Annotated in this window: 18 protein-coding genes; 5 read left to right on the forward strand and 13 right to left on the reverse strand. The window is 60.7% G+C overall.

Features of this window, described 5'->3' with window-relative positions:
• Positions 1-35 precede the first annotated feature (35 nt).
• Positions 36-1,271 carry an enterobactin transporter EntS gene (gene entS, locus ACOKCT_RS03605; RefSeq protein WP_325940539.1) on the reverse strand — a complete coding sequence of 412 codons (1,236 nt, stop codon included), beginning with the start codon at positions 1,269-1,271 and terminating at the stop codon, positions 36-38.
• 111 nt (positions 1,272-1,382) lie between these two features.
• Between entS and fepD the strand changes: the two genes are divergently transcribed.
• From fepD to fepC, 3 genes are read left to right on the forward strand one after another with little or no spacing between them, the layout of a single operon-like run.
• Complete coding sequence (gene fepD, locus ACOKCT_RS03610) at positions 1,383-2,387, forward strand: Fe(3+)-siderophore ABC transporter permease (protein ID WP_156654072.1); 1,005 nt, start codon at positions 1,383-1,385, stop codon at positions 2,385-2,387.
• Positions 2,384-3,376: an iron-enterobactin ABC transporter permease gene (fepG, locus tag ACOKCT_RS03615; protein WP_325940540.1), complete on the forward strand. Its 993-nt coding sequence runs from the start codon at positions 2,384-2,386 to the stop codon at positions 3,374-3,376. The genes fepD and fepG overlap by 4 nt, the downstream gene beginning before the upstream one ends.
• Positions 3,373-4,167: an iron-enterobactin ABC transporter ATP-binding protein gene (gene fepC, locus ACOKCT_RS03620; RefSeq protein ID WP_325940543.1), complete on the forward strand. Its 795-nt coding sequence runs from the start codon at positions 3,373-3,375 to the stop codon at positions 4,165-4,167. Before fepG ends, fepC begins: the two co-directional genes overlap by 4 nt.
• A gap of 96 nt (positions 4,168-4,263) precedes the next feature.
• Here fepC and entF read toward each other — a convergent pair whose 3' ends face one another.
• The 3 genes from entF to fes are packed head-to-tail and all read right to left on the reverse strand — an operon-like array spanning position 4,264 to position 9,556.
• Positions 4,264-8,130: an enterobactin non-ribosomal peptide synthetase EntF gene (gene entF / locus ACOKCT_RS03625; protein ID WP_420193163.1), complete on the reverse strand. Its 3,867-nt coding sequence runs from the start codon at positions 8,128-8,130 to the stop codon at positions 4,264-4,266.
• Positions 8,127-8,339: an MbtH family protein gene (locus tag ACOKCT_RS03630; RefSeq protein ID WP_214421718.1), complete on the reverse strand. Its 213-nt coding sequence runs from the start codon at positions 8,337-8,339 to the stop codon at positions 8,127-8,129. The genes entF and ACOKCT_RS03630 overlap by 4 nt, the downstream gene beginning before the upstream one ends.
• Before the next feature lie 14 nt (positions 8,340-8,353).
• Positions 8,354-9,556, reverse strand: coding sequence for an enterochelin esterase (gene fes / locus ACOKCT_RS03635; RefSeq protein WP_214421717.1), 1,203 nt, complete (start codon positions 9,554-9,556; stop codon positions 8,354-8,356).
• Positions 9,557-9,810: 254 nt separating this feature from the next.
• On the opposite strand from fes, the gene ACOKCT_RS03640 reads away from it, so the two are divergent.
• Entirely contained in the window at positions 9,811-12,051 is a 2,241-nt protein-coding gene (locus ACOKCT_RS03640; RefSeq protein WP_420193164.1) for a TonB-dependent siderophore receptor, read from the forward strand.
• A gap of 429 nt (positions 12,052-12,480) precedes the next feature.
• Here the strand turns inward: ACOKCT_RS03640 and ACOKCT_RS03645 are convergent, their stop codons facing one another.
• The 8 genes from ACOKCT_RS03645 to ACOKCT_RS03680 all read right to left on the reverse strand — a co-directional run bounded on the left by ACOKCT_RS03645 (position 12,481) and on the right by ACOKCT_RS03680 (position 23,458).
• The gene (locus ACOKCT_RS03645; protein ID WP_103178618.1) at positions 12,481-12,942 is read right to left on the reverse strand and encodes a hypothetical protein; all 462 of its coding nucleotides are present in this window, start codon (positions 12,940-12,942) and stop codon (positions 12,481-12,483) included.
• 687 nt (positions 12,943-13,629) lie between these two features.
• On the reverse strand, positions 13,630-15,777 hold the full coding sequence (gene fdhF / locus ACOKCT_RS03650) for a formate dehydrogenase subunit alpha (RefSeq protein WP_420193165.1): 2,148 nt from the start codon (positions 15,775-15,777) through the stop codon (positions 13,630-13,632).
• Between the two features lie 150 nt (positions 15,778-15,927).
• A complete protein-coding gene (locus ACOKCT_RS03655) occupies positions 15,928-16,941 on the reverse strand; it encodes a HoxN/HupN/NixA family nickel/cobalt transporter (RefSeq protein WP_409201135.1) in 1,014 nt (337 codons plus the stop codon).
• 20 nt (positions 16,942-16,961) lie between these two features.
• Positions 16,962-19,184, reverse strand: coding sequence for a carbamoyltransferase HypF (hypF, locus tag ACOKCT_RS03660; protein ID WP_263951187.1), 2,223 nt, complete (start codon positions 19,182-19,184; stop codon positions 16,962-16,964).
• On the reverse strand, positions 19,185-21,335 hold the full coding sequence (gene fdhF / locus ACOKCT_RS03665; RefSeq protein WP_263951188.1) for a formate dehydrogenase subunit alpha: 2,151 nt from the start codon (positions 21,333-21,335) through the stop codon (positions 19,185-19,187).
• Between the two features lie 37 nt (positions 21,336-21,372).
• Positions 21,373-21,918: an electron transport protein HydN gene (hydN, locus tag ACOKCT_RS03670; RefSeq protein ID WP_114315672.1), complete on the reverse strand. Its 546-nt coding sequence runs from the start codon at positions 21,916-21,918 to the stop codon at positions 21,373-21,375.
• A gap of 157 nt (positions 21,919-22,075) precedes the next feature.
• Positions 22,076-22,555: an Hcp family type VI secretion system effector gene (locus ACOKCT_RS03675; RefSeq protein ID WP_420193166.1), complete on the reverse strand. Its 480-nt coding sequence runs from the start codon at positions 22,553-22,555 to the stop codon at positions 22,076-22,078.
• Positions 22,556-22,768: 213 nt separating this feature from the next.
• The gene (locus ACOKCT_RS03680; protein WP_156654062.1) at positions 22,769-23,458 is read right to left on the reverse strand and encodes a hypothetical protein; all 690 of its coding nucleotides are present in this window, start codon (positions 23,456-23,458) and stop codon (positions 22,769-22,771) included.
• Between the two features lie 597 nt (positions 23,459-24,055).
• Between ACOKCT_RS03680 and ACOKCT_RS03685 the strand changes: the two genes are divergently transcribed.
• A complete protein-coding gene (locus ACOKCT_RS03685; protein ID WP_420193175.1) occupies positions 24,056-24,511 on the forward strand; it encodes a hypothetical protein in 456 nt (151 codons plus the stop codon).
• 227 nt (positions 24,512-24,738) lie between these two features.
• On the opposite strand, the gene arsC is transcribed toward ACOKCT_RS03685, so the two are convergent.
• Positions 24,739-25,164 carry a glutaredoxin-dependent arsenate reductase gene (gene arsC, locus ACOKCT_RS03690; protein WP_156654060.1) on the reverse strand — a complete coding sequence of 142 codons (426 nt, stop codon included), beginning with the start codon at positions 25,162-25,164 and terminating at the stop codon, positions 24,739-24,741.
• Positions 25,165-25,177 lie beyond the last annotated feature (13 nt).

Here is a 25,177-nt window from a genome sequence, read left to right on the forward strand (position 1 = left end):
TAAGGCGTAGCCGCCACCCGGCACATTCCACCGCGTTAAACCGTGGCAATCTCCTGCCGGAACCGGCGTAGCTCCGCCAGCACCACCAGCAATATCGCCCCCACTATCGCCAGCACAAACCCGCTGCTGCTCGCCGCCGCTACCGGGGTCATGATCGCCCCCAGCCCGCCGAGAATGGCGGCACCAATCGCATCGCCGGTGACGTTTTGCGCCGTCCACAAGCCGTTGATACGTCCGAGCATCGCCTCCGGGGTCTGGGTCTGGATCAGGGTGTATTGCAGCAGCGAACTCACCGCGCTCAGCCAGCCAAACAGCGCCAGGCAGATCACCCCCAGCCCCCAGACCGGCATCAGGCTGAAGAAGCCGATGGCGATAAACGAGGCCAGGGTCGCCAGCAGCATAATCAGCCCCGGACGGGCACTCTGCGCCAGATTGCCGCTGGTGAGGGCGCCAAAGGCTGCACCCAGCGGGATGGCGGCATAGAGCAGGCCAATCTGCGACACGCTCATCTGCCACGCAATCGCCAGCGCCGGATAGAGCACCCGCACCGCGCTCGCCATCGTCAACAGCCCGCCCAGCAGGGCGATGCCACCGATCAGCGGATTGCTGAACAGAAAGCGGATCGCCGCCAGCAGCGACTTAAGCGGATGCTCGCGCGGCTGGGGCGGAGGCGGCAGCAGCGGCAGACGCAGCAGGGTTAAGGTGGTGATAAAGGTGCCCGTCGCCGCCAGGCCGTAGTTCCAGGCCACGTTACCGGTGCCGAGCAGCAGGCCGCCGACCATCGGCGAGATCACCGATCCCAGACGCACGGTGAGCATGGTGATGGCCCCCGCCTGCATCAGGTTTTCGCGTCCCACCAGCGCAGGTGTCGCCGCCAGCAGCGCCGTCACCCCTAATGATGCAAAAAAGCCATCCCACAGACCGAGGGCATAGATGGCAATTAATGACGGCTCCGGCAGCAGCGCGTTCAGACAGAGACCGACAAAGCCCACCCCGCAGGTGCCCCGCGCCAGCAGAATCAGCTTTTTACGCTCGTAGCGATCCGCCAGCACTCCGCCCACCATCAGGCCGATAAACATCGCCCCGCCGGTGAGGGTAACGGAGAGCCCCACCAGCCAGCTGGAGTGGGTCATCATCTGGATTTGTACCGGGACGGCCACACCGAGCAGGCCAAGGGATAAAATAGAGATAAAACGGGCAATAAAAACAGCACGAAACGCCGGATGGGTCTTCAGCAAACTCAGATTGAGCAGCCAGGATTGTCGGGTCATTACAAAGCCTTAATGGTTTCTTTTGTACCAATTCCATGGCCGCACATGCTAACATAGCTAAATAAGATAGATAACGATAATTACTATCATTATCAAATCATGGACGTAGCTATGTCGTACTCCCTTTCCGCGTCACGCGCTGTTGCCGTGCCCGGCTTACTGTTACTGCTCACGCTGGCGATTGCCCTCAGCCTGTTGGTGGGCGCCAAACCGCTGCCCTTTTCGGTGGTGGTGGATGCCCTCTCCGCCACCTGTCAAACCGCCGACTGCACCATCGTGCGGGATGCCCGCCTGCCGCGCACCCTGGCCGGCCTGCTGGCCGGTGCTGCCCTCGGCCTCGCCGGGGCGTTGATGCAGACCCTGACCCGCAACCCGCTGGCCGACCCCGGCATTCTCGGCGTTAACGCCGGAGCGAGCTTCGCCATCGTGCTGGGCGCGGCGCTGTTTGGCTTTTCCTCTCCCGGCGAACAGCTGGTGATGGCGCTGTGCGGCGCCTTTGCCGCCTCCCTGCTGGTGGCCTTTACCGGCAGCCAGGGCGGCGGCCAGCTCAGCCCGGTGCGCCTGACGCTCGCGGGCGTGGCCCTCGGCGCGGTGCTGGAGGGGCTCTCCAACGGCATCGCCCTGCTCAACCCGGACGTTTACGACCAGCTGCGCTTCTGGCAGGCGGGCTCTCTGGATATCCGCACCCTGCAAACGTTGCAGGTGGTGAGCGTGCCGGTACTGATCGCCGCCGCCGTGGCGCTGCTGTTAAGCCGGGCGCTCAACAGCCTGAGCCTCGGGAGCGACACCGCTACCGCCCTCGGCAGCCGGGTGGCGCGCACCCAGCTTCTGGGATTACTGACCATCACCGTATTGTGCGGGAGCGCCACGGCGGTGGTGGGTCCCATCGCCTTTATCGGCCTGATGATGCCGCACATGGCCCGCTGGCTGGTGGGGGCCGATCACCGCTGGTCCTTGCCGGTGACCCTGCTTGCCACCCCTGCCCTGCTGCTGTTTGCCGATATCCTCGGTCGCCTTCTGGTACCGGGCGAGCTGCGGGTATCCGTGGTCAGCGCCTTTATCGGCGCGCCGGTGCTGATCTTCCTGGTGCGCCGCAAGCGCGGAGGTGGAGTATGATGGCCCCTTCCCGTCGTTTAGTATTCAGCTGCCTGCTGCTGGTGCTGGTGAGTCTCGCCGTGGCGATCGTCAGCCTGCAAAGCGGCGCGGTGACGCTTGATATGAGTCAGGTCTTTAACGCCCTCACCGGCAGCGCGCCGCGCAATATCACCATGGTGGTGACGGAATGGCGACTGCCAAGGGTGATGATGGCCCTGCTGGTCGGCGCAGCGCTGGGGATCAGCGGTGCGATTTTCCAGTCGCTGATGCGTAACCCGCTGGGCAGCCCGGACGTGATGGGCTTTAACACCGGCGCCTGGAGCGGCGTGCTGGTGGCGATGGTGCTGTTTGGTCAGCACCTGACGGCCATTACGCTTGCGGCCATGGCGGGGGGTATTCTCACTTCGCTGATCGTCTGGGCGCTTGCCTGGCGCGATGGGATCGAGACCTTCCGCCTGATCATCATCGGCATCGGCATGCGCGCCATGCTGATGGCCTTTAATACCTGGCTGCTGCTGCAGGCATCGCTGGAGACCTCGCTCTCTGCCGGGCTGTGGTTCGCCGGGTCGCTTAACGGCCTGACGTGGGCCAAAACCCTGCCCGCCGCCCCACTGATCCTGCTGATGTTTGTTTGCGCCCTGGTGCTGGTGAAGCGCATGCGGCTGCTGGAGATGGGCGATGACAGCGCCTGTGCGCTGGGGGTGAGCGTCGAGCGTTCGCGCCTGATGCTGATGCTGGTGGCGGTGGTATTAACCGCCGCGGCCACCGCTATCGCCGGGCCGATCTCCTTTATTGCCCTGGTGGCGCCGCACATTGCCCGCCGCCTGAGCGGCACCGCCCGCTGGGGATTAACCCAGTCGGCGCTGTGCGGATCGCTCTTGCTGCTGGCGGCGGATCTCTGCGCCCAGCGGCTGTTTATGCCCTATCAACTTCCGGTGGGGGTGGTGACCGTCAGCCTGGGCGGCATCTACCTCATCGTCTTGCTTGTTCAGGAGTCCCGCAAGAAATGAGTGCCAATCTGACCCGCTTGCGCGGCGACAATCTGACCCTCGGCTACGGTAAGAAAATCGTGGCCGAGGATCTGCAGGTAGCGATCCCCGACGGCCACTTTACCGCCATTATCGGCCCCAACGGCTGCGGGAAATCGACCCTGTTGCGCACCCTGAGCCGTCTGATGACGCCGCTGCACGGCAGCGTTTATCTCGATGGGGAGCAGATCCAGCGCTTCGCCAGCAAAGAGGTGGCGCGCCGGGTCGGGTTGCTGGCGCAAAACGCCACCACGCCGGGGGATATTACCGTCCAGGAGCTGGTGGCGCGCGGGCGCTATCCGCACCAGCCGCTGTTCACCCGCTGGCGTAAAGAGGATGAAGTGGCGGTAGCCAACGCGATGCAGGCCACCGGCATTACCGACCTGGCGGCGCAGAGCGTGGATACCCTCTCCGGCGGGCAGCGCCAGCGGGCGTGGATTGCGATGGTGCTGGCCCAGGAGACGTCGATCATGTTGCTGGATGAGCCGACCACCTGGCTGGATATCAGCCATCAGATCGATCTGCTGGAGCTGCTGAGCGACCTCAACCGCACCCAGGGCTTTACCCTGGCGGCGGTGCTGCACGATCTGAACCAGGCCTGCCGCTATGCCACCCATCTGATTGCCCTGCGCGACGGCAAGATTGTGGCGGAGGGGGCACCGAAAGCGATCGTCACCCCGGATCTGATCGAGCGGATCTACGGGATGCGCTGCATGATCATCGACGACCCGGTGGCGGGCACGCCGCTAGTGGTGCCGCTGGGACGGCGGTAGAAAAACGCCGGGTGGCGGCTACGCCTTACCCGGCCTAAAAAACCCTTATGGCACGAACCGTAGGCCCGGCAAGCGCAGCGCCGCCGGGCATTGTGGCTACCCCAATATTTCCTTCAACACCGGACCGATGTGCTCAAACGCCTGCGGGGAGATGATCTCCACATGGGCGCAATCCTGATGGTAGACCTCTAACTCCCCTACCCACGGCGCCCAGGCCTTGTGCGGATCCATCGTTCGCGTGCGTTCCGCAACAAACAGCGTCGCTTTGCCGTCAAAGGTTGAGCTGTGCGCCGTGGTCAGCAGGCGCACCGCATCGGCGTAGTTACCCTCGATGGCGCTAAACAGCTCCCCGGATGCCTGCCCCTGCTGGGCGGCGAGGAACGCCTGTCGCTCACGTTCAATCTCCGCTAAGACCTCAGGATCCAGGCCGTTGGCCTCTTTTTCGGACCAGTTTTGCGTCTCCGGCGGCCAGGTGTCGAGCAGGCCGAGGAACGCCACCTCTTCTCCCTGCGCGCGCAGGCGGGCGGCGATCCCCTGGGCCAGGGTGCCACCCAGCGAATAGCCAAACAGGTAATAAGGCCCGCGCGGCTGTTGAGTCCGGAGCGTCGCCAGATGGTGTTCAATCACCTCATCCAGGGTAGCGCCGTTTTGCATCGGCCCCGGGCGCGGCGACTGAATGCCAATGATCGACCAGCGCGGGCTCAGGTAGCGGGCCAGGACGCTGAACTGCCAGGCAAACCCGGAGGCCGGATGGAAGCAGAACAGCGTCGGGCCGTGGCTTTCGCGCAGAGGCAATATCGTCTCGTAGCCCAGACGCTGAGCCTGCTCGTCGCTGATGTCGGATGCCAGTAGCGCACTCAGCTTGCCCACCGTCGGGGCCACCATCACCTGGCCGGGGGTTACCTGACGGGCAAAGTGGCGGCTGAGGCTGGCGGCAAGGCGCATCGCCAGCAGCGAGTGGCCGCCGAGGGCAAAGAAATCCGCCTCGATGTCGTTGATCTCACACCCCAGCAGGGCGGAAAACGCCGCGGCAATGGTCCATTCGGCGTCGGTTTGTGGCGGGCGCCCCTGGGCTTTAACCGTCAGTTCCGGCAGCGGCAGCGCCTTACGATCCAGCTTGCCGTTAGCACTGAGCGGCAGGTCACTGAGTTGCAGTAACACTACCGGCACCATGTGCGGCGGCAGTTGGGCTTTCAGCGCCGTTAAAAGCGCATCGCGATCCAGCGGCAGGCCGGATTCCGAAACCACGTAGCCCACCAGTTGCCGGGCATCGCCGCCGGTATCTGCCGCCTGATTGATGATGCAGGCGTGGGTCACCGCCTGGGCCACGTCCGGCAGGGTCAGCATCGCCCGGTCGATTTCACCCAGCTCGATGCGCTGGCCGCGAATTTTCAGCTGATCGTCGCTGCGGCCCAGATACTCCACCGCGCCGTTATCCAGCCAGCGGGCCACGTCCCCGGTGCGGTACATGCGCTCGCCGGGGGCAAAAGGATCGGCGATAAAGCGGCTGGCGGTCAGATCCGGACGGCCCAGATAGCCCTGCGCCAGCTGAATGCCGGTGAGGTACAGATCCCCCGCCACGCCGAACGGCACCGGGCGCATCATCCCATCCAGAATGCGCAGGCCGGTATTCCACACCGGGAAGCCAATCGGCACGCTGTTGCCTTCTACTGCCGCCAGCTCCGGGCCATAAGCCGGATACCAGCTGACATCCACCGCCGCTTCGGTGGGGCCATACAGATTATGCAGCGGCACCTGGGTGAGCTGCTCCCACTCCCGGCACAGGGCGGTGGGCAGGGCTTCGCCGCTACAGAACACCTGCTTCAGGCTGGCGCAGCAGGCAACATTTTCCGGGGTCAGCGACGCGACAAAGGCCGCCAGCATCGACGGCACAAAGTGGGTGGTGGTGACGCCATATTTCCCGAAGAATTCCTGCATCGCCAGCGGATCGCGGTGCGCCTCCGGCTCGGCCATCACCAGCTTCGCCCCGGCGATAAACGGCCACCAGAACTCCCATACCGAGACGTCAAAGCTGCACGGCGTTTTTTGCGCCACCACATCCGCGGCGGTGAGCGGGTAGTGGTTTTGCATCCACAGCAGGCGGTTGACGATGGCGGTCTGGCCGACCATCACCCCTTTCGGTCGTCCTGTTGAGCCGGAGGTAAAGATGATATAGGCGGTCTGTTCCGGCCTGCTCAGGTGCAGAGGTCTGGCATCGGCCGCAGACAATAGTATGTTGTAACTAAAAGTCGCCACCGGCAGATGGTCAAAGCGCGGGCGCTGGTCGTCGGTAGTGATCAGCAGCGAGGGTTGCGCATCCTCGATCATCATCTGCAGGCGATCGTCGGGATAGCCGGTGTCCAGCGGCAGCCACGCGGCCCCCACTTCGACAATGGCATGCAGGGCCAGGGTCAGGAACACCGAGCGCGGGAGCGCCACCGCCACGCTGTCGCCGGGCTTCACCCCGCGCTCGCGCAGCAGGTTCGCCAGGGCCACCACCTGCTCGCGCATCTGGCGGTAGGTCAACTCGTATTGCGCATCGGCCAGCGCCGGGGCGTCCGGGGTTTTCGCCGCCTGCTCCGCCACCAGCCCGCTCAGGGTGGTGCGCGGCAGCGGAACCGCGGTCTGGTTAATCTTTTCCAGCTGCTGATATTCAACGTCGGAGACCGTTTCGGCCTCGCCGCAGCGCAGGTCGCTGTTGGCGGCAAACTGCGCCAACAGCCCGGGCAGGCGCTCGACGTGGCGCAGCAGGGTGGCCTCGTCGTAACGCTGTTTATTGGCGAGGATCTCAATGCTCAGGCCGCCCTGCTCGTCCGGGAAGAGCGCCATCTCCAGATCGTTGACCGGGCCGGTGGCGAGGGTATGGGTCACCGCCTGCACGCCATCGATATCCAGCTGATAGTCGAAGACCTTGACGTTAAACACCGGGCCAAACAGCGCCTCGTCGCTGGCGGCACGCTCGCTGTCGCGGACAATCTGCTCGGCGTCGTAACGCTGGTGACGGCGCATCTTTTTCATCTGCCCGGCCAGGCGCTGGGCCAGCTCGGGCAGCGTCTCCTGCGGGTTGATGTTCACCGCCAGGGGCAGCACGTTCAGCACCGGGCCGGTGGCGGTCAGCGCCGCGGAGCCCATCCGGCGCATAAAGATAAACCCGGCGGCGTAGCTCATCCGTCCGGTCAGGCGGGCGAGCCAGAGGGCCACCAGCGCCAGGGCAAGGTCGGTGCGCTGGCTCTGGCTCTTATTCGCCAGCTGGCTGAAGGCCTGGCGATCGGCGGTCAGCTTCAGGCGCAAAATATCGGTTGTGGCGGCGCGCCCCGGCAGCGGCGCGCTGGAGAGCGACACCGGCGGCGGCAGCTGCTTACGCTGCTCCGCCCAGAAAGCGCCGTCGCGGGCGTATGCGTCGCTCTGCTGGTAGCGCTGATACTCCTCCACCACCTCCGCAAAGGGGGTAAACGGCGATTCCGGCGTGGTTTCCCCCTTAGACCAGGCGCGGTAAATGGCGGCGATCTGCCGGGTTATGGCGGGGAAACTGAAGCCATCTACCACTAAATGGTGATAGCGCTGATACCAGTACCATCGGTTATCTGCCACCTGAAGCAGGAGGTGGAAGGCCAGCGGTTGGCCGCTGTCGACGCGCAGATTCTGGTTGAGGTCGGCCTGCAGGGTTGCCAACGCGGCGGCATGCGGGTCGGCGTGATGGCGCAGGTCGATAATCTGCGGTTCCGGCAGGATAAGGCTCTCATCCACCCACTGCCCGATCTCGCCGTTCTCTTCGGTAAACCGCATGCGCAGGGTATCGGCCTGCATCATGCCCGCCACCACCGCTTTCGCCAGCAATGGCGCATCCACCGGGCCGGTCAGCTCGACGTAGTGGGCCACGCTCCAGGCGTTGGGCAGGTCGGAGAGCTGTTCCGCCATCCAGATCCCCGGCTGGGCCGCCACGAGAGGATGTTTAACGCTCATGGAGTCACCTGTGCAAAATGGGCCGGGATCAGGGTTTGCCAGTGGGCGGCAAGCCACTTCTGACAGGCTTCCTGCGACTGCGCCTCACACACCACGTGCCAGCCGTCGGGCAAGGCGCACTGCTGCGGCCAGAGGCTGTACTGATTTTGGGCGTTTTGCACAATGGTGAACAGACCCTGCGGATCGTCGAAGGGGTTACTGAATTCCATACCAGACTCCATTATTAAATAAGCGGCTGCCAGAGAGTCATCAGCCCCTGCGTCAGCCCTCCCCGCCAGCAAAGTGCATCATGTCCGCCGTCCACCGGACGCCAGATAACCGGCTGCTGTGTCTGCTGTAGCTCGGCATACAGCGCCTGACAGGCGCGAAAAATCAGTGGCTCACGTCGCCCCGCCTCAAGGACGATGCGCAGGCTCTGAGCCGACAGCTGTTGGTTTTTAAGCTGTTCGATAATGATGCCGTCGTGCTTGCCGCCGCGATGCGGCCACCAGAACGACCCCGACTGGCTGAGCACGCAGCCAAAGCGTTGGGGCCAGTGCAGCCCGGCATAGAGCGCCGAGAGACCGCCAAAGCTCTGCCCGGCAACCACGGTGCGATCGGCGCGGTCGCTGAACGGCGCCAGGGCCTGCACCTGCGGCAGTAGCTCCTCCTGAACGGCGAGCCAGAAATCGGGATTACAGGGCAGCTCACGGCTGCGATGGTCGGTGTCGATGACGTCGATCAGCACGTAGACCGCAGGCGGCAGCTGGCCATCGAGGGTGAGCGCCGTCAGCGCGGGCCAGACCGGCATGCTCTCGGCCCAGAACTGCCCGTCGAGCAGCACCGCCAGCGGACGTTCGTTTGGGGATGCTTCGCCGGTGGTAAAGATCCATACCCGGCGGGTGTTGCCGAGCCTTGCGCTCTGCCATGTGATGCACTGCGCGGGTTGATACGGGGTATCCGGCCGATCCCAGCCAGGCTGTAGCGGCGCTTCGGGCATTTCGAGAGCCGAGACCGGGTGGCCGCGTCCGCCGCGCCAGTGCTGCGGGTTGCGCGGATCGGCGATAGCCTTTGGCAGCAGCCTGCGCCAGCCTTCGCGCAGGGCCATGCGGTCCGGGGGATCGCTGGCAAACACCGCATCCGCAAAGTCGTCGTCGCGTTCAGAGGGGATAAAACAGTAGCTGCCGCGCCAGTGGGGGCTGAACTCGCCCTGCCACTGCCAGACGTCGGTGCCATTAATGCGCTCCAGCGTCTGGGGGCGGGCGTTGTGGTGGTGATCGGTCACGCCGGTGATATAGAGCCACACCCTTTTCAGCGGCGAGGTCTGCTCCGTGCCCTGCGGGTCGCGCCAGCAGAACGTCACCCGATAATGATCCCCCTCCCGCACCCGGTCGGGTCCCTGTTTCGACTGCCACCAGGCATCACTTCCCGTTTCCAGCGTCGTCACCGATTTAACCCCATGATTTGTTCTGAATTGTTGATTAAAGATAAACAATATCGATAATATTATTGATAACTATTTGCATTTGCAATAGCGTATGGGCGCGCTGTGGGAAGCGCGAACAGTTAATAACCATGCTCTGCGCTGCGTACTGACTCAGGATCGAGGGGTTTTCGCAGACTGCGGGCGATCTCCTTCCGCCGCCTCACCCATTCGGGACGGAGCCATGAGGCATGCGGCATCGAAAAGCAGGACATACAATGAATAATAAGCGTCACTCACTGGCCTTACTGGTCAATCTGGGAATTTACGGTGTGGCACTGCCTGCGATGGCAGCCGAAACCGCCGGGCACGAAGATACCATGGTGATTACCGCCGCCGAGCAGAACCTGCAGGCGCCGGGCGTCTCCACCATTGCCGCGGATCAGATCCGTAAAAACCCGTCGGCGCGCGATGTGTCGGAGATCATCCGCACCATGCCGGGCGTTAACCTGACCGGTAACTCCACCAGCGGCCAGCGCGGCAACAACCGCCAGATTGATATCCGCGGCATGGGCCCGGAAAACACCCTGATCCTGATTGACGGTAAGCCGGTGACCAGCCGCAACTCCATCCGTCTGGGCTGGCGCGGCGAGCGTGACACCCGCGGCGACACCGGCTGGGTGCCGCCAGAGATGATCGAGCGTATCGAAGTGATCCGTGGCCCGGCGGCGGCGCGTTACGGTAACGGCGCGGCGGGCGGCGTGGTGAACATCATCACCAAAAAGGTCAGCAACGAGTGGCATGGCTCCTGGAACACCTATCTGAATGCCTCTGAGCACAACGAAGAAGGCTCCACCAAACGCACCAACTTTAGCCTGAGCGGCCCGCTGAGCGACGCGTTCAGCTTCCGTCTGTATGGCAACCTGGATAAAACCCAGGCCGACGCCTGGGATATCAACCAGGGTCATCAGTCTGAACGTACCGGCGCCTATGCCGACACGCTGCCCGCCGGACGTGAAGGCGTGGAGAATAAAGACGTGAACGGCGTGCTGCGCTGGGAGTTTGCCCCGATGCAGGCCCTGCAGTTCGAAGCGGGCTACAGCCGCCAGAACAACCTCTATGCCGGGGATACCCAGAACACCAACAACGACAACAGCAGCAACGGGCTGGTGAAGAAAAATTACGGCAAAGAGACCAACCGGATCTATCGCCAGAACTTCGCCCTGACCTGGACCGGCGGCTGGGATAACGGCATCACCACCAATAACTGGGCGCAGTACGAGCACACCCGCAACTCCCGTCTCGGCGAGGGGCTGGCGGGCGGTCTGGAGGGGCTGTTCAACAGCGATAAGTTCACCGATACCGACCTCTCCGACGTGATGCTGCACAGTGAGATCAACCTGCCGATCGACTTTATCGTCAACCAGAACCTGACCCTGGGCGCCGAGTGGGATCAGCAGCGGATGAAGGATATGTCCTCCAACGGCCAGGCCCTGCAGGGCGGCGCCATTGCGGGAATGAGCGATAATCGCAGTCCCTACTCCGACGCGGAAATCTTCTCCCTGTTCGCTGAAAACAACATGGAGCTGACCGACACCACCATGCTGACCCCGGCGCTGCGCTTCGATCATCACTCCATCGTCGGCAACAACTGGAGCCCGTCCCTGAACCTTTCCCAGGGGCTGGGGGATGATTTCACCCTGAAGATGGGCATCGCCCGCGCCTATAAAGCGCCAAGCCTGTATCAGACCAACCCGAACTACCTGCTCTACAGCAAGGGCCAGGGCTGCTATGCCAGTGCCGACGGCGTGGGCTGCTACATGCTGGGTAACGAAGATCTGAAAGCGGAAACCAGCATCAACAAGGAGATTGGCCTGGAGTGGAAACGCGACGGCTGGCTGGCGGGCGTGACCTGGTTCCGCAACGACTACCGCGACAAGATTGAAGCGGGCTATGCGCCGATCGGCCAGACCTCTGCCGGGAGAACCCGCACCGATATTTATCAGTGGGAAAACGTGCCGAAGGCGGTGGTTGAAGGGCTGGAAGGCACCCTGAACGTGCCGGTCAGCGACGCCATCAACTGGACCAACAACATTACCTATATGTTGCACAGCAAAAACAAGGAGACCGGCGACCGTCTGTCGATCATTCCGGAGTACACGCTGAACTCCACCCTGAGCTGGCAGGTGCAGCAGGATGTGTCGTTGCAGTCGACCTTCACCTGGTACGGCAAGCAGCAGCCGAAGAAGTACAACTACAAAGGTCAGCCGGCGACCGGATCCGAGCTGGACGAAGTGAGCCCGTACAGCATCGTCGGCCTGAGCGCGACCTGGGATGTGACCAAATATGTGAGCCTGACCGGGGGCGTGGATAACGTCTTTGATAAACGCCAGTGGCGTGCGGGGAATGCCCAGACGACGGGGAATGCGACGACAGGGGCGTATATGTATGGTGCGGGGGCGTATACCTATAATGAACCGGGGCGGACCTGGTTTATGAGTGTGAATACGCGGTTCTGATGGTTTGTCGGTTGGGGGAACATGAGGCTGTGGAGGTGGTTCCGTTCACTTTGCGTTTCTTGCTTCTCTGTTAACAGCGTCACCCGTGAACGTGTCAAGGGGGCTATCGCCGCCCCCTTAACAATCCCGGCTCCCGGCAAGAAAATCGCCGCTTCGCGGTGCCCTCAGCTTATTCCCTCCGGCTATCGGGTCGGGGGCGATCCTACATCCCTGTAGGTCGCCCCCTCTCGGCGCATCCATGCGCCTCGCCCCGGCCTGCGGTCAACGCTTCGGCGATTTTCAGCCGGACCAGGGAGCCGCTGTAAGCCCGTTGTTTTTTTATTTCTTCATCGCTGGTTTTTATTATTTTGGTTTTGTAGGCCGGGTAAGGCGAAGCCGCCACCCGGCATTGTTGCGCCGGGCGGCACTGCGTTTGCCCGGCCTACAAACTCAGTCGATTAACGCATCAAACGCCACGCGCCCGTCCGGCGTTTGCAACCAGCGTGGGGCGTTGAGCGTGTCGGCGTAAAAACTTACCAGGTCATACAGCAGCCCTTCCATCACGCGCGCCATCTCCGGCGGCAGGACATTGCTGATTAAAAGCTGCGTGACGGTCTGGCAATAGATGCCCAACTGGTCGCTTTCCGGCTCGAATGCGGGCAGACGGGAAGGCAGATCGTTAAGGGTGAAATGTTCCACCAGGTGCGCCGGGATGGGCTCGTTGAGCGTGGGCTGTAACAGCGCGAGACAGGCACAAAGACGGGCGCACAGCGCCAGTTTTTCGGCGGGTTCGTCGGTTTCCAGCAGGGTACAGGCAAAACGCTCGCAGTGGTTCGCCAGTACAGTGAAATCCGTGTTATGTGAGAACGGTACGGTAAACAATGCCTGAGCAGGGGTTGGGGTAGTAGCCATAGTGGCAGCCTCCGATAAAGTGTTTTAAACCCACCGTCAGAGGTTCCAATCTCATGGCGGTGGACTGAGCGAGGTTGGAACTACCGGCTTTATCGGATACCGGCGCATCTTACGATGCCCCCGCCAGCCCACCATTGAAGTGCAGCAGAGCGTACGACATAAGGCCTCTTATGTCATCGATAAAGTCAGTCAGGGTTCCAATCCCGACGCCTGATTTTGCAGGCGCAACAGAAAGATACCGAGAGGGTATTAAAGCGACAACCAGCAAAAACCATTCTCAGAAGCCGCCTCGCAAAAAATCAAAGCAACAATGAAACCCATTGATAATAAATGACTCACAGCGATGCCCGTGTCCGGCTGAAAATCGCCGAAGCGTTGACCGCAGGCCGGGGCGAGGCGCAGGGACGCGCCGAGAGGGGGCGACCTAAAGGGATGTAGGATCGCCCCCGACCCGAAAGCCGGAGGGAATAAGCTGAGGGCACCGCAACGCGGCGATTTTCGTTGCCGGGAGCCGGGGTTGCCAGGGGGGAGGCGGCGAGCCCCCCTGGCACGTTCACCGGTGACGCGGTTTACAGAGAAGCAAGGAACGTATGGTGAACGGAACCCCCTCCACCGCCACATGTTCCACCACCCAGGCACCCCTGCCCACGCCCGGCGGCGCTACGCTTGCACGGGCCTACGAAAACCTCACCCTACCGCCAGTTCCCGCAAGTGCTTCTTCAGCTTATGATACTCATCAATCACATACTGTTCCGCAGCCTGCTGGTCAGCAATCGGCTCCACACGCACGGCGCAATACTTATACTCCGGCGTTTTGGTAATCGGGCTCAGGTTCTCCGTCACCAGCTCATTACAAGCCCCAATCCACCACTGGTAGGTCATATAGACCGCCCCTTTGTTCGGACGATCGCTCACCTGCGCGCGGGTGATGACTTTGCCTTTACGCGACGTCACCCACACCAGCGCTTCATCCTCAATACCCAGACGCGCGGCGTCCGCCGTATTGATCTGCGCATAGCCCGGTTCATCGGCCAGCGCCGCCAGCGCCGCACAGTTCCCGGTCATCGAGCGGCACGAGTAGTGCCCCACTTCACGCACGGTTGAGAGCACCAGCGGATACTCCTCCGTCAGCTTGTCGATCGGCGCGACCCAGTCGCAGGTATAGAGCTGCCCCAGCCCGTTAGGGGTGGAAAATTCCTTCTCGAACAGGTAATCGGTCCCCTGATCGGCCTCGGACTCGTCCCGGCACGGCCACTGGATATAGCCCAGCTCGCCCATCTTCTCGTAGGTGGCACCATAGAAATCCGGACACAGATGACGCAGCTCATCCCAGATCTCCTGGGTGTTGTTGTAGTGCATCGGGTAGCCCATCCGCGTGGCAATTTCGCTGATGATCTGCCAGTCCGTTTTCAGGTCCCACTTCGGCTCAACCGCTTTAAAGAAGCGCTGGAAACCGCGGTCGGCGGCGGTGTAGACCCCTTCGTGCTCCCCCCAGGAGGTGGACGGCAGGATCACATCCGCGGCGGCGGCGGTCTTGGTCATAAAGATATCCTGTACAATGACCAGTTCCAGCCCCTCAAACGCCTTACGCACCGCAGAGAGCTCGGCGTCGGTCTGGAGCGGATCTTCTCCCATGATGTACGCCGCGCGCACTTCGCCGTGGGCCACGCGGTGAGGCAGTTCGCTGATGCGATACCCGGTATGGGCCGGCAGTGAATCCACGCCCCAGGCTTTGGCAAACTTGGCCCGGTTTTCCGGGTTATTGATGTACTGATAGCCCGGATAGGTATCCGGCAGCGCACCCATATCACACGCGCCCTGCACGTTGTTCTGCCCGCGCACCGGGTTCACCCCTGCATACGGTTTGCCGAGGTTGCCGGTCAGCAGCGCCAGGCTGGTGAGCGACCGCACGGTTTCCACGCCCTGGTAGAACTGGGTCACGCCCATGCCCCAGAGGATCGCCGCGTTTTCAGCCGCCGCGTACATCCGCGCCGCCTGGCGGATCTCCGCCGCGCTGACCCCGGTGATCGCCTCGACCGATTCCGGCGTATAGCCTTCGACGATCTTGCGATACTCCTCGAAGCCCTCGGTACGCGCCGCCACAAAGGCGCGGTCGTAGAGTTCTTCTTCAATAATCACATGCCCCATCGCGTTGAGCAGCGCGATGTTGGAGCCGTTTTTCAGTGCGATATGCATATCGGCGATGCGCGCGGTTTCGATTTTGCGCGGATCGCAGACGATAATCTTCGCCCCGTTGCGTTTGGCCTTGATGACGCGGTTCGCCACGATAGGGTGCGAATCCGCCGGGTTGTAGCCAAAAATAAAGACCATGTCCGCTTTTTCAATGCCGACAATGGAGTTGCTCATTGCGCCGTTACCGACCGACTGGTGCAGACCTGCAACCGATGGGCCGTGTCAGACGCGCGCGCAGCAGTCGACGTTGTTAGTGCCGACTGCCGCGCGGGCAAATTTTTGCATAATGTAGTTGGTTTCATTCCCGGTACCGCGGGATGAACCGGTAGTCATGATCGCGTCCGGGCCGTGCTCAGCCTTAATGGCGCTGAGCTTGCTGGCAACGTAGTCCAGCGCTTCGTCCCAGGAGACGGCTTCCAGCTTGCCGCCGCGCTGGCGACGGATCATTGGCGTCTTCAGGCGCGGGGTGAGAATTTTGGTGTCGTTGATAAAATCCCAGCCGTAATACCCCTTCAGGCAGAGATCGCCCTGGTTGGTTTTACCCTGTGCTGCTTCAGCCTTGACGACTTTGCCGTTATTGACCACCAGGTTGATTTTGCAACCCGATGCGCAATAGGGGCAAACCGTGACGACTTTCTTCATCGGTGTTACTCCGTTGGTAATATGTCCCCAGCGGCATGCATTAACTATGCCAGCCTGAAAAATAAAATTAACTTATTGAAAATAAGAGGGATAAATGGCGGGAAGGGGTCCGTTCGTCAAAAGTGTCGTGACGAACGGACAGCGATGACGTTAGCGTACAACCAGGGCGTCGTAGCCTTTAAAGCGGTAGTTGATTAACGAGATAACCCAGCAGGCGACAAACAGCCCGACCACGATAAACCCGGCGTTACCGAGGTTGTCGTTCAGCGCCGCGACGCCGTTCCACAGGCCACCTTCCAGGCCCAGCTTATCTGCCAGCAGGCCCAGCGCTTCCAGCCCGCCGATAAACAGCGCCACCACTACCGAGGTGCCGGTGATGGTCATGTTGTAGTAGAGCTTGCGCTGCGGCTTGTTGAAGGCCCAGCCGTATGCGCCCACCATAATCAGGTTATCGAGGGTGTCGATCAGCGCCATGCCGCTGGTGAACAGCAGCGGGAAGACCATGATCGCCCACACCGACATGCCGCTGGAGGCACCCGCCGCGGAGATCCCCAGCACCCCGATCTCGGTGGCGGTATCAAACCCGAGGCCAAACAGGAAGCCCACCAGATACATGTGCCAGCTGCGGGTGACCAGGCGAAACGCCGAGCGGAACAGCCAGTTCATCACCCCGCCGCGGGCAAATGACACCGTTTCCGGCACGCTTTCGCCGCGCTTCATTTTGTTAAAGCTGCCCCAGACGTCGCGCAGAATAACCAGGTTGACCAGCGCCATCGCCAGCAGGAAAAAGGCGGAGACCGCCGTGCCGATGGTGCCCCCGGTTTCGTGGAACCATGCCATATTGCGGCTGAACGCCGTGGCGGTGGCGGCGATGGCAATGGAGGCCAGCACCACAATCGTCGAATGCCCCAGCGAGAACCAGGCCCCCACGCCGCAGGGACGCTTGCCCTGCTGCATCATCTTGCGGGTGACGTTATCGATGGCGGCGATGTGGTCAGCATCCACCGCGTGGCGCAGGCCATAGCACCAGGCCAGCAGGCTGGCCGCCAGCAGCGACGGCGTGGCGTGAAAGAGGTAGAACGCCAGACCCCAGGCGAGAATATTGGTTGCGATTAACGCCAGCATCAGCGCCAGGGCTTTGGGATGGTTATTGAAATATTTCATGTACATAGTCAGATCCAGATTCAAAGAAAAGTCGCGGCGGCAATCACTGCCTGCCCAAAAGCCACCGCCCCGTCACCGGCGGGAAGCCGCCCGGGAAACAGCACGGTAAAATCGCTCAGCCAGAACTGCAGACGTTCGCGCAGCAGGCGGTTGTGCAGCACCCCGCCGCTGCAGACAACGGTGGAAAGCGCCCGCCGCCGGGCATGTTCGCCCGCAAGGGTCGCCAGCCCTTGGGCCAGCGCGTCGTGAAAGGCCCACGCCCGGGCGTTGTCCGGCGCCTGCCAGCCCAGCCACTGGCGCCAGAAGGTGGCCATATCCAGCTCGCCGTCGCGCACCGGCATCGTGACCGGGTGGCGCTGCGGCGCGGCACTCAGGGCCAGGGCTTCCAGCCAACAGGCGGCCTCCCCTTCGTAGCTGATCTGTTCCGGGGCGCAGTTGAGCGCCGCGGCCACGGCGTCAAACAGCCGCCCGGCGGAGGAGGCCAGCGGCGCATTCACCCCGCGTTCAATCGCCCGGGCCAGCGGCTGCCAGGGTTTGTTCAGAAGGCGGGCGGCCTGGGGCAGCGTCCGCCACTCGGGGACAAACGCCTGCCACTGGGCCAGCAGGTTGCGCCAGGGCTGGCGCGCCGCCAGATCGCCGCCGGGCAGCGCCACCGCCGGTAGCCCACCCAACTTTTCGCAGGTGCGGTAGTTCACCCGCAGGCACTCCCCACCCCACAGCGCGCCGTTTTCCCCCTGGCCGATACCGTCCAGCACCAGGGCGATGAGATCCCCGCCGTCCCGTGGCCAGCCGTGTTCCGCCATGCAGGCCGCGGCGTGGGCGTGATGATGCAGCACCTGATGCTGCGGATAGGGCATCTGCTGGCCGAGCTGCGTGGCGCGGTAGCCGGGGTGGGCGTCGGTCACCACCCGCTCGGGGGTAAACTGCCAGATGTCCTGAATGGTGGTCAGAGCCTGCTGCCACTGACGTTCGGCATCGTCATCATGCAGATCCCCCAGATGCTGGCTCAGCACCGCCTGGCCGCCGCGCACCAGGCAGAAGGTATTTTTGCGATCCGCCCCCAGGCAGAGCAGCGACGGCGCCTGTTCAAAACCGGGCGGCAGGGGCAGCGCATCCGGCACAAAGCCTCTGGCGCGGCGCAGCATTTCCCCGCTGGCGCGCATCACCGAGTCGTCCATGCGCTGGACGATATCGCGGTTATGCAGCAGCCAGCCGTCGGCGATCCCGGCGAGATCGCGCAGCGCCTGCGCGTTGGTGAGCGCGGGCGGGCAGCCGTTCAGGTTGCCGGAGGTCATCACCAGGGGGCGATCGAGCTCCTGCATCAGCAGGTGCTGGAGCGGGTTGGCGGCCAGCATCACCCCCACCTCATTAAGCCCGAGGGCGATGGCCTCGCAGAACAGAGTGTGTTTTGCCACCAGCACCACCGGCGCGGCCGGGGAGCGCAGCAGCGCCTGCACGTCGTCAGGCAGCCACGCGGCCAGGCGCGCGGGGATCATCACCGCCAGCGGCTTGGTCGGGCGGCGTTTACGTTCCCGCAGCCGGTTTACCGCCGCAACGTTTTGCGCATCACAGGCCAGATGGAACCCCCCCAGCCCTTTTACCGCCACGATCCCGCCCTGTTTCAGCATCAATACGGCGGCCTTAAGGGCGGCTTCCCGCTCCTCACGCGCCTCGCCGCACACCCAGCTGACCTGCGGCCCGCAGTCCGGACAGGCCACCGGCTGGGCGTGAAAGCGCCGGTCCGCCGGGTTGCGGTACTCCGCCTCGCAGGCCGGACAGAGCGCAAACCCCGCCATGGTGGTGGCCGGGCGGTCGTAGGGCATCGCCCGGATAATGGTGAAGCGCGGCCCGCAGTGGGTGCAGTTGATAAACGGGTAGCGGTAGCGGCGCTCGCGCGGGTCGTTCATCTCCGCCAGACAGGCCGGACAGGTGGCGGCATCCGGCACCACCTGGGTGGTCATCTGGCTGTGGGCGCTGGCACGAATGGTAAAATCCATCGGGGTCTGCGCCCAGCGCCAGGGCTGCTCCTGGATATCGTCGATACGCGCCAGCGGCGGGCAGCCGACGGCAAGCTGGCGGATAAAGGCCTGCGCCCCACCGACGAGACGCACCTCCACCCCTGCCCCGTCGTTGCAGACGTCGCCCCTGAGCCCCAGCTGCTGGGCCACCTGCCAGACCCAGGGGCGGAACCCGACGCCCTGGACTTTGCCGCGAATGCGCACCCGCGTGCCGTTTGTACTCATTTAACTCTCCACCGCCTCACGCAGGCGGGTTTTCATGTCGCGATAGGTGGTCTGGGCGTAGCGTTCCGCCCAGGGCTGATCGGCGATGGCGTCGATTTTGACGGCGCAGTATTTGGTTTCCGGCGTTTTCGAGACCGGGTCGAGATTGTCCTGGGTCAGCTCGTTACAGGCCCCGATCCACCACTGATAGGTCATGTACACCGCCCCCTGGTTGATGCGCTCGTTGACGTCCGCCCGGCTGATCACCTTCCCGCGGCGGGAGCTGACCCACACCAGCTGGCGATCCTGAACGCCCAGTTTTGCCGCATCCTGCGGGTTCATCTGCACAAAGCCCGGCTCGTCCGCCAGGGCCTGCAGCGCGGCGCAGTTGCCGGTCATGGAGCGGCAGGAGTAGTGCCCCACCTCGCGCACGGTGCAGAGCACCAGCGGGTATTCATCGTCTGGCACTTCCGCCGGCTTGCGCCACGGGGCGGCAAAAAGCTGGCCTTTGCCGTTCGGGGTGTCGAAGCGGTTATCCGCATAGAGCCACGGCGTGCCGGGATGATCGAGGGTCGGGCAAGGCCACTGGACGTGCCCCATCTCGCCCATTTTTTCCCAGGTGACGCCGTAGAAGAGCGGGCAGAGCTCGCGCATCTCGTCCCAGATCTGCTGGTTGTCGCGATAGTGCATCGGATAGCCCATCTCTGTGGCGATCAGGCTGATGATCTCCCAGTCGCGCTTGACGTTGCCTTTTGGCTCAACGGCTTTTTCAAAGCGCTGGAAGCCGCGGTCGGCGCAGGTAAAGACCCCGCCATGCTCGCCCCAGGAGGTGGCGGGCAGCAGCACGTCCGCCGCCTCGGCGGTTTTGGTCATGAAGATGTCCTGCACCACCACAAAATCGAGGGCGTCAAAGCCTTTGCGCACCAGCCCCAGGTCCGCCTCGGTCTGGAGCGGATCTTCCCCCATGATGTAGTACGCTTTGACCTTGCCCTCCAGGGCGAGGTGCGGCACCTCGGTGATGCGCACGCCCACCTGGTCATCCATCCGCGCAGGATCAACGCCCCACGCCCGGGCGAACTTCTCCCGCACCTGCGGGTCGGTCACATCCTGATAGCCGGGGAACTGGTTGGGTATGACACCCATGTCGCAGGCCCCCTGGACGTTGTTCTGACCGCGCACCGGGCCGACGCCGCAGTGTTCGCGCCCGAGGTTGCCGGTGAGCAGTGCCAGCGTCGAGAGCCCTTTCACCACGTCCACCGCCTGCCCGAACTGGGTGACGCCCATCCCCCACATCACGGTGGCGGACGGCGCGGCGGCGTAGATGCGCATCGCATCCCGGATCTGCCGGGCGCTGACGCCGGTAATGCCCTCGACGTTTTCCGGGGCGTACTCGCGCACCGTCTCGCGCAGCCTCTCCAGCCCGTCGGTGTAGCGCGCCACGTAGTCGCTGTTGTAGAGGTTCTCTTCCAGCAGCGTATAAATGAAGGCGTTCACCAGCGCCATATTGCAGCCGTTGTTGATCTGCAGATGGCGGTCGGCGATGCGCGCGGTTTCGATTTTGCGCGGATCGCAGACGATCACCTTCGCGCCGTGCTGTTTCGCCTTAATCACCCGCCGGGCGACGATCGGGTGCGAGTCGGCGCAGTTGTAGCCGAAGATCAGCAGACATTTTGAGTGCTCGATATCGCTGATGGAGTTGCTCATCGCCCCGTTGCCGAGCGTCTCCTGCAGCCCGGCCACGCTCGGGCCGTGACACACCCGGGCGCAGCAGTCGACGTTGTTGGTGTTGAGCACCCCGCGGGCAAACTTCTGCATCACGTAGTTGGTTTCGTTCCCCGTTCCGCGGGACGAGCCGGTGGTCATGATGGCCCGCGGGCCATACTTCGCCTTGATCTCCCCCAGCCGCTTCGCGGTATAGCGTATGGCCTCCTCCCAGGAGACCGGCACAAACTTGCCGCCCTTCTGGTAGCGGATCATCGGCTGCGTGAGGCGCGGCGTCAGGATGCGGGTGTCGTTGAGAAAGTCCCAGCCGTAATAGCCCTTCAGGCACAACTGGTTCTGGTTGGTCACCCCCTCTGCCGCTTCGGCACGGACGATCTTATTGTTCTCAACGACGAGTTTTAATTTGCAGCCCGCACCGCAGTAAGGGCAAACGCTGGTGATTTTTTTCATCAGTAACAGACCTGCTAAAAGTGAAAAGAGAAAATGCTTACAGCATCATGGAAGAGACAGTGTCCAGCGCCGCCCGACGGCGTTTCTCCTGGCTCAGCTGCTCAAGTTTTTGCCTGTCGATGCAGACAATGGCGTTGGTCGGACAGGCCTGCACGCAGGCCGGACCGTCCGGCTGGTGGTAGCAGAGGTCGCACTTATTGGCTTCGGCCTTCTCCGACATCACGTTCAGCCCGCTACCGATGCTGCGCACAACCGGACGCAGGACCACTTCCATCGCGCCGTATGGGCAGGCGACCACGCAGGTTTTGCAGCCGATGCAGCGCTCCTGGTGGACGTGAACAAAATCGTTATCGCGGGTAATCGCCCCATTCGGGCAGACGGTGGCGCAGGGGGCATCTTCGCACTGGCGGCACATAGTGGCGGTGGAGACGTTGACGCCTTTGATGACGTGAATACGCGGCAGGAAGTTCTGCGGGGTTAGCGAGGCGCAGTCCTGGGTGTCGTGGTGGGACACCACGCAGGCCACTTCACAGGTACGACAGCCGATGCATTTGCTGGCATCGGCAATGATAAAGCGATTCATCCTTTAACTCCGGCTAGGTAATAAGCGGGATGGGGTATGCATAAATCGCGCCAGAAATTATGATGTTGAATTTAAAGGGGTTTAGTGTGGGATGTTGATGTCATCGTCAGAAGTGACGATGACAGAATTGCACTTTTACTTAGAATGATGAACTCGCTCATGCACAGCATCGATCATTCCATGAGTCACGGTAGATAATATTCCCATCTGTATATTTCCAAGTGATCGCCTCGTAACGTAACTCCAGCGTTTCAAGATGAGTACTACTCATTCCATTCGGAGCCAGATAGGGTGCAACAGTTGTAAATTTCACATTCTCCAGAATGATATTAAAATATTCAGCCTCAATACCTGAATCAACGATTCTGTACATCTTAATTGTGGCTTTCTTCATCGTTCTTCCTTCACATACTGCCCGATAAAGAAGAGGCGTGGTCCGGTCGAACTCTTTTACTATAATGACGGGGCGATGGACACGCGTCCCGGTAAGCTTTCCCAGATTCGGATCCACCGGAATGGTGACACCGTGGGAGAACGACTTAAGCTCAATTGAGCCTAACCGTAGCGGCATAATACAGCCACCTACAACTGGAGAGCCATTTTCATCTTCAAGCCATAAATGGGCGGGTGTAGACATATAACGTCCTTATTATTTCAAAAATTTAAATTGAGCTTTACCACTTAATGAAAATCAGAACAACTAAAAAAAACACAGGTATAGGCCATAAAGGACCGTTTGGAAAAAAATGTATCAGCACCAATGCGAACAATATTGTTAAAATGGACGGGCCATAGTCGGCAAGTAAAGACCTAAACATCCGCCTGAATATCCTGTATATAATATTCATCATTATCTAATCATCTTAGTGATGAGCTCGGCTATGTCGCTATCCGATGTTGAATGAGAGAATGCTCCGGCTCGTTCAAATAATGGTTCTACCAGGAAATACATCATTTCAAGCTCCCGTGAGTACAACGCTGCGTAATAGGCTGGAGAGACATATTTCAGACGTTGCGCACTGTCAGCCGCTCTCTGAATAACTCCATATATACCCGCAACGGCAACAACCCCTCCGGCCTTGCGGCCGACCAAAGCACTCATTTCAAGCCTCAGGTTCATTCCAATAGCGACGCAGTAAGCGACCGCTAACGCGAACCCTGCGTTGGTAAAAGAACTTGCAGCTATATAAACATTTGCCGCCATTAACTTATTCTTGATGTTCTCTAACTGTTCTGACGTTTTGTACTGAAATATCTGCTCAAAATAAATACGAAGCATTTCATAAGCAATATTATTATTCTGAAAGAGGTGAACAACGCCATTTTTAAAACGAATATCTTCACTCTTTTGGTTTCTACATACATCCTGATAATCATCAGTAAAACAGGATGTGTAATAAAGGGCTCGTTTAGCACCGGCGCCTATAGTTTCTATCTGCCTTGAAACCACTTCTCTAACGCCTGTTAGTGCACGATCGAGCTTTAACGCAAGAATATTGTTTGCTTGTAAATAGCTAATAACGTCATTGTTATAATTCATAGCCGCCCTGGCAATTTAGCTTAAGTCAACCCAGCGAGTATAAGAGGTAAAATTTAATGAGTAAATAAGCAAACTACATTTTGCATCTAATAAGTTCATATGAGAACTTTTAAACGTTCTGGGTAATAGTTATGGCATTTATAGGAGCTGTCATCGACATAAGTAACGACGTCAGTTTTGATGTTTTCGCTGTAGGTGTTGAAGGGGCGGGAAATACCATTTTCATGAGAAGCAACTGCATTCGTATCGTAGACCGGGCAAGCGTAGCGTCCCCGGCATGGTTTTCTGGAAGGCGCCTCGCAACCTCTGAAGTAACCTTATGTAATTCAGGGTTAACGCTTTTATTCCCGTTATCGGGCTCGTAAAGTGGCTGCGTTGCGGCACATCCGCAATCGGGCGTAGGAACCCGTATTCTACATAGCGATATTTGTATGTCGCGGCAGCGCTTATCCCGTTAAAATCGCGGTGGCGCTGGCGGAGCAGCCGAAAGGCTGGCCGTTTTGCTATGTGGGCGGTATTCCTACCTCCGTCAGCGCTACCCCCCGAGCGTAGGAACTCACAGGGTAGTTAATTGGACTACACGTAGAGGATGTCATGATGACTACTATCCCAACCCTGACTTACCCGCAATCTGACGAACAGATTATTCCCCCTTCACTGACTATGCCGCTTTCTGCTGCTGCGGATCTCTTTGAGGTCGCCGATCGCTGCGCCGCGCTGGTGAGCGTATTGATCGAAACGGATGACAGTGCATCCCGCACTGCGCTCTATGAAGGTCTGCTGCGCGCCCTGCGACAGCTGCGTGAACGCTGTGATGCTGCACTCCCACCGCACCTAATAGCGCAGCTGATCCAGGGGGAAACACTTACCTCCTGTATGCCGGACTGCTGGCAGGAAACCGCGCCCCAGGTGGATTATGCGCTGGCTTTGGTGCAGGCAATTCTGGGTGGAACGTTGCCCGCAAGTGTCGAGAAAGAACTGGCGGGGCTGCTGCACGATCTGGTCTGGCTGCTTAATGAGTTTGTGAAGGAGCCGTATATAACGGTGCATTGAGTTCAAGTGATAGTCGGTGAATGAGATCTGATTTCAGGTTTTATAAGGGGCTGTGACAGGCCCCTGAATGTGTTTGAGGGTGAGGTTGGTGTTGGGGTTTGTGATGGTCGATTTTATAAGCTAGCAACATAGGCGGTTGCATATGAGAAACAATGAATGTCTGCTAAGAGCGAAAAGCGGACGCCCGCATAGCGTAAACAGGCGTCCGATATTTTGAAGTGGGTAGATTAATTAACCCGCTTCCCCGTTTTGTCAATGACCGTCTCGCCATCCTCTTTGATAAACGCTCCTTTCTGGCCTTCCGGTAGAATATCCAGCACTATTTCTGAAGGGCGGCAAAGACGAGTGCCAAGCGGCGTAACGACAATCGGCCGATTAATCAGGATCGGATGTTGAAGCATGAAATCAATCAACTGCTCATCACTAAATTTCTCTTCATCAAGACCCAAGTGTTCATAAGGCTCAACATTCTTACGCAGCAATGCACGCACCGTAATTCCCATATCTGAAATAAGTTTAATAAGCTCATCGCGGGTCGGGGGCGTATCAAGATAATAAATTATCGTCGGTTCGTTGCCGCTGTTACGGATCATCTCCAGCGTGTTGCGTGAAGTGCCACAGGCCGGGTTGTGATAGATGGTAATGTTGCTCATATCAGTATCTCAT

It is taken from the genome of Leclercia sp. M-A074-M (assembly GCF_965195605.1).
Taxonomy (GTDB): domain Bacteria; phylum Pseudomonadota; class Gammaproteobacteria; order Enterobacterales; family Enterobacteriaceae; genus Enterobacter.